1 pseudogene is annotated in these 296 nt (G+C 45.6%); it reads right to left on the bottom strand.

Annotation, left to right across the window (positions count from 1 at the left end):
* Nucleotides 1-296, bottom strand: a pseudogene (locus tag AB4585_RS25635) (hypothetical protein); the annotation flags it as partial.

Here is a 296-nt window from a genome sequence, read left to right on the forward strand (position 1 = left end):
CGGTCAAACTCTTGCTCGCTAATCTCTGCAAGCACTTCATCGGCCATTCGCTTGCTGATAGAAGGGTGAAGTCGCGCCACTCTCAATGCATAAGCGAAGCGATCTTGTCCCAATAGAGAGACAAGTCCATCGACAAGATATTTATTCAAAGACTCCGCTTTTAGATAAAACTCTACTGCGGCAACAAAGTTAATAAAACGTGTTCCATCAAAGTCATAGCCGTAGCTGTCATCAATAATATCCAGTGGCACTCCATTAATGGCAAGAGGCCAGCCCGAGAAGTCCACTCGTCCTTT

Source organism: Vibrio sp. 10N.222.49.C9 (assembly GCF_041474985.1).
GTDB lineage: Bacteria > Pseudomonadota > Gammaproteobacteria > Enterobacterales > Vibrionaceae > Vibrio > Vibrio crassostreae_C.